The following is a 4,730-nucleotide window of genomic DNA, read 5'->3' on the forward strand; positions in this document are numbered from 1 at the left end:
GCGCGCGTGTCCTCGATCCCCGGCCGCACCGTGATGGGCATCGAACTGCCCAACGCCGTGCGCGACATGGTCTCGTTCCGCGAGATCGTGGCCTGCGACAAGTTCGTCGATGCCAAGGCGCTGTTGCCGATCATCCTGGGCAAGGACATCGCGGGGGAACCGGTGGTGGCCGATCTGGCCACCATGCCGCACCTGCTGGTCGCCGGCNNCACCGGCTCGGGCAAGTCGGTCGGCCTCAACTGCATCCTGCTCTCGCTGCTCTACCGGCTCACGCCGCAGCAGTGCCGCCTGATCCTCGTCGATCCCAAGGTGCTCGAACTCAAGAGCTACGACGACATTCCGCACCTGCTCTCGCCCGTGGTGACCGAGCCGGCCAAGGCCGTTCGCGCGCTGAAATGGGCGGTGGAGGAAATGGAGCGGCGCTACCGCATGATGTCCTCGGTGGGCGTGCGCAACCTGACCGGCTTCAACGAGAAGGTCCGCACCGCCGAAGCCAAGGGCAAGCCGCTGGGCCGGCGAATCCAGGTGGGCTTCGATCCCGATACCGGCGAGGAACTGTTCGAGGAACAGCAGCTCGACTACAAGACGCTGCCGCAGATCGTGGTCATCGTCGACGAGCTGGCCGACCTGATGGTCACCGTCGGCAAGGAAATCGAAGTGCTGATCCAGCGGCTTTCGCAGAAGAGCCGCGCGGCGGGCATCCACCTGATCATGGCGACGCAGCGCCCGTCGGTGGACGTCATCACCGGCGTCATCAAGGCCAACCTGCCCACGCGCATCAGCTTCGCCGTCACCAGCCGCATCGACAGCCGCACCATCCTGGGCGAACAGGGAGCCGAACAGCTGCTGGGCAAGGGCGACATGCTCTACAAGCCCAACACCGACCCGATCAAACGCGTCCACGGTCCGTTCGTCTCGGACGAGGAAGTGGAACGCGTGGCCGATCACTGGCGCGCGCAGGGATCGCCCGAATACGTCGATTCGGTCACCGAGGAACCGGAAGACGGCGGCTTCGGCTTCGACGACATCGATGCCGCGTCCGACAATCCGGAAGACCGCAAGTACCGGCAGGTCTGCCAGCTGGTGTTCGAAAGCCAGAAGGCTTCGGCCAGCTGGATCCAGCGCCAGATGGGCGTGGGCTACAACACCGCTTCGAAATGGATCGAGCGGATGGAAGCCGATGGGCTGGTCGGCCCGGCCAACCATGTCGGCCGGCGCGAGATCTACCGCGATCGCGACGGCAACCCGCTTTAGGATTGCCCTCGAGCCTCCGCACTTAAGCGAGTCTTAAAGGTTTCCGCGTATTAACCCCTACCAGTGCGGCGAAGTCCGTTGGTCGTTGGGGGGCGGTCGCAAAGGATAACGCACGTCGTCGAAAGGCGAGTGGTTGTCATGGAAGCTTTGACCCAGTGCTGGTTCACCCGCGTTCACCAACCCGAACGCAAGCGCCATCGCGAAGCCGATGGTTCGGTCAGCAGCCTGTGCCGGCATTGCCATCGGCCGATCACCAGCTGGAACCGCCTGAACTGGTTCTTGGCCGGAGGCTTCAACGTCACGCGGCTGGCGGAAAGCGCGGCGCGCTTCATCACCGTGCTGGATCGCGAGGACGACTATATCGTCGCCCGCTATCCGGTGGAGCATCTGCCCGATGAAGCGGCCGTCGATGCGTTCAAGCTGCAGTTGCGCGAAGAACACGGGATGAACGAGCCGGGCAGCTCGCTGGTGCTGGTCGACAGCGGCCGCAAGAAGCGGGGCCGCAAGGCCTCGCCGCCGGCCGATGTCAGCGGTGCGGAACCGGATAGCCCGCAAAGCGCTTGATCTGCCGCAGCGAGAAGCTGGACCGCATCGCGGAAACGCCGGGCAGCCGGGCCAGGCAATCGCGATGGATGCGGTCGTACTGGGCCAGATCGGCGGCGGCGACGCGCAGCAGGTAATCGGCCGATCCTGACATCAGGTGGCATTCCAGAATGTCGTCGAAATCGCCCACCGCCCGTTCGAAGCGGTCCATCGCCTCGCGGCTCTGGCTGGTCAGCGTGATCTCGACGAAGACGAGCATGGTCAGTCCCAGCCGGGCCGGATCGATGCGCGCGCTGTAGCCGGCGATGATCCCCTGCGCCTGCAGCGCGTGAATGCGCCTATGACAGGCGGAAGGCGAAAGCGCGGTCACCTCCGCAAGCTCCGCGATGGATCGCGACGAATCGCGCTGCAGCGCTTCAATCAGGGCGACGTCCGCTCGATCCATGCGAAAATTTCCCGCGCAAGGGCTATGAATCAGGAAATATCATTATCGCGAATGGTTCGGAAGATACATTCTGGTGAAACTTTCTACGTATTCCGGCGTAATCTTTGCAGGACTTTCGACCCTGCGGGAGAACTCCGATGCGCGTAGGCACCGTCCGCGAAATCAAGAATCATGAATACCGTGTCGGCCTGACGCCCGAGAGCGTGCGCGAACTTGCCGCCCATGGCCATGAGGTGTGGGTGGAACAGGGCGCGGGCCTGGGCATCGGCGCCACCGACCGCGATTACGAGGCGGCCGGCGCGGTGATCCAGCCCGATGCCCGCGCGGTGTTCGACGGCTGCGAAATGATCGTGAAGGTCAAGGAACCGCAGGCGATCGAACGCGCGATGCTCCGCGAAGGGCAGATTCTCTACACCTACCTGCACCTTGCCCCCGATCCCGAACAGACCGCCGATCTCGTGCGCTCGGGCGTGACCGCGATCGCCTATGAGACGGTGACCGGCGCGGGCAACACGCTGCCGCTGCTCAAGCCGATGAGCCAGGTGGCCGGGCGCATGTCGATCCAGGCCGGCGCCACCGCGCTGGAAAAAGCGCACGGCGGGCGCGGTGTGCTGCTGGGCGGCGTGCCGGGGGTGATGCCGGGCAAGGTCGCGGTGATCGGCGGCGGCGTGGTCGGCTTCAACGCGGCGCAGATGGCGGTGGGGCTGGGCGCGGACGTGACCATTCTCGATCGCGATCCCGAAGCGCTCGAACGGCTGGGCATCCATTTCGAAAGCCGGGCCAAGACCCGCTTTTCCAACACGGCCAACCTTGCCGAGAGCGTGGCCGAGGCCGACCTCGTGATCGGCGCGGTGCTGATCCCCGGCGCGGCTGCGCCCAAGCTGGTGACGCGCGCCATGCTCGGCACGATGAAGCCCGGCGCGGTGCTGGTGGACGTGGCGATCGACCAGGGCGGTTGCTTCGAGACCAGCCATGCCACGACCCATGCCGAGCCGACCTATCTGGTCGACGGCATCGTCCACTATTGCGTGGCCAACATGCCCGGCGCGGTGGCGCGGACCAGCACCTATGCGCTGAACAACGTTACGCTGCCCCATGCGCTGCGCATCGCCGATCTGGGCTGGCGCGCGGCGCTGCGCGCCGATCCCCACCTTGCCGCCGGGCTGAACGTCCATGCCGGCAAGGTCACGTTCGAGGCTGTGGCGCGCGAACTGGGTTACGAATTCGTGTCTTCCGCCGAAATTCTTCACTGAGTTAACGCCCTTATAACGTCATGGGCTTAGGCTTCGGGGATGGTCCCGGGCCGCAAGATCCTTGTGCTGCTGGCAGCGTTGCTGGGCTGGCTTGTGCCGGCCGTGGCACTTGCCGCGCCGGTCGAGGGCGCGCGGCTGTGCCATGCCGCCGCCGCGATCGGCGAAAGCTATGACGCCGTGGCGGCGCGCGCCGCCCGCTGGTCGTGCAATCCGGGCGGCTGGGACATCGCCGCCGATTCCACCTTCCTGCGCTTCACCTTGCCCGAGAGCGAGGACGAACTGCCGCGCAGTTTCGTGACCCATGCGGTGCGGTTCGAGAAGATCGCGATCACCGCGATCGATGACGATGGCGCGCGCCGGACGATCGATTACACACTGCCCGAGGCGCACCATCTGGAAGCCGCGCCGCTGATGAGCATGGCGCTGCCCGACGTGACGGCCCGCACGCGCGAGGTGGTCGTGCGGATCGACCGCCCGTGGGTGAAGGCGATCTTCGCCGAAGCCGGGTTGGACAGCGCGCCCGAAGGCACCGGCTGGCCCTTGTGGCGCGTGGCGGCGCTGGGCATCGTCTGCGGGATGCTGGTGGTCCCGTTGCTGCTCAACGTGGCGTTCTACAGCGTGCTGCCGGAACGGTTCGTGGTCTGGCATCTCGTGATGGTGGTGGCCATGCTGGCGCAGACCGCGATCGGCACCGGCTTCATCCACCTGGTCATGACCATCCACGATCCGGCCGAAGCGATCATATCCAACATCTGCTACGCCGCGATGGCGGCGGCGGCGATGATGTTCGCGGCGAATTTCCTGGAGCCGGAATGCCTCGACCCGCGCCTGCGCGCCTTCATGCGGCAGGCGGCGGTGGTGGTGGCTGTGGTGGGGCTGATCACCACCTCGCAGGCGCCGTTCCTCCGTGTGTGGTCCACCACGCTGGTCCACCTTAACATGCTGTTTCCGCTCGGGCTCGTCTCGCTGGCGCTGTACGACGCCTGGCGCAAGGGCAGCCGGATGGTGATCTATCCGCTGCTGGGCTGGACACCGGCGATGGGCGTGGGCCTGCTGCGCATCGTGACCTATGTCCTGCCCGGTTCGGCCACGCCCGATGTATCGGTGCTCTATTCCTTCGCGCTGGCGATCGAGGTGATCGTGACGGCGGTGGGCATCGTCGGCCGCTTCATCCTGCTGCGGCAGGAGCGCGATTCGGCGATGACCCGCGCCGAGGAAATGGAAGGCATCGTCGG

The 4,730-nt window shown here is 65.9% G+C and carries 5 protein-coding genes; 4 read left to right on the forward strand and 1 reads right to left on the reverse strand.

Features of this window, described 5'->3' with window-relative positions; all coding sequences use genetic code 11:
- Both B3547_RS03465 and B3547_RS03470 read left to right on the forward strand, forming a co-directional pair.
- A partial coding sequence (locus B3547_RS03465) for a DNA translocase FtsK (RefSeq protein ID WP_292960211.1) occupies positions 1-1,254 on the forward strand: 1,254 nt, incomplete at its 5' end.
- Between the two features lie 138 nt (positions 1,255-1,392).
- Positions 1,393-1,818, forward strand: a complete 426-nt coding sequence (locus B3547_RS03470) for a hypothetical protein (protein ID WP_292960214.1) — start codon at positions 1,393-1,395, stop codon at positions 1,816-1,818.
- Here B3547_RS03470 and B3547_RS03475 read toward each other — a convergent pair.
- Entirely contained in the window at positions 1,781-2,242 is a 462-nt protein-coding gene (locus B3547_RS03475; protein ID WP_125954042.1) for an Lrp/AsnC family transcriptional regulator, read from the reverse strand. The two genes, B3547_RS03470 and B3547_RS03475, sit on opposite strands and share 38 nt — an antisense overlap.
- Positions 2,243-2,379: 137 nt before the next feature.
- Between B3547_RS03475 and ald the strand changes: the two genes are divergently transcribed.
- Entirely contained in the window at positions 2,380-3,495 is a 1,116-nt protein-coding gene (gene ald, locus B3547_RS03480) for an alanine dehydrogenase (RefSeq protein ID WP_292960216.1), read from the forward strand.
- Positions 3,496-3,534: 39 nt separating this feature from the next.
- A partial coding sequence (locus tag B3547_RS03485; RefSeq protein ID WP_292960218.1) for a 7TM diverse intracellular signaling domain-containing protein occupies positions 3,535-4,730 on the forward strand: 1,196 nt, incomplete at its 3' end.

Source organism: Novosphingobium sp. UBA1939 (assembly GCF_002336885.1).
Taxonomy (GTDB): domain Bacteria; phylum Pseudomonadota; class Alphaproteobacteria; order Sphingomonadales; family Sphingomonadaceae; genus Novosphingobium.

What these genes read in the sequence shown, in the direction of transcription:
- B3547_RS03470 (WP_292960214.1), top strand. Translation starts at nt 1,393, where the DNA reads ATGGAAGCTTTGACCCAGTGCTGGTTCACCCGCGTTCACCAACCCGAA.
- B3547_RS03475 (WP_125954042.1), bottom strand. Translation starts at nt 2,242, where the DNA reads ATGGATCGAGCGGACGTCGCCCTGATTGAAGCGCTGCAGCGCGATTCG.
- ald (WP_292960216.1), top strand. Translation starts at nt 2,380, where the DNA reads ATGCGCGTAGGCACCGTCCGCGAAATCAAGAATCATGAATACCGTGTC.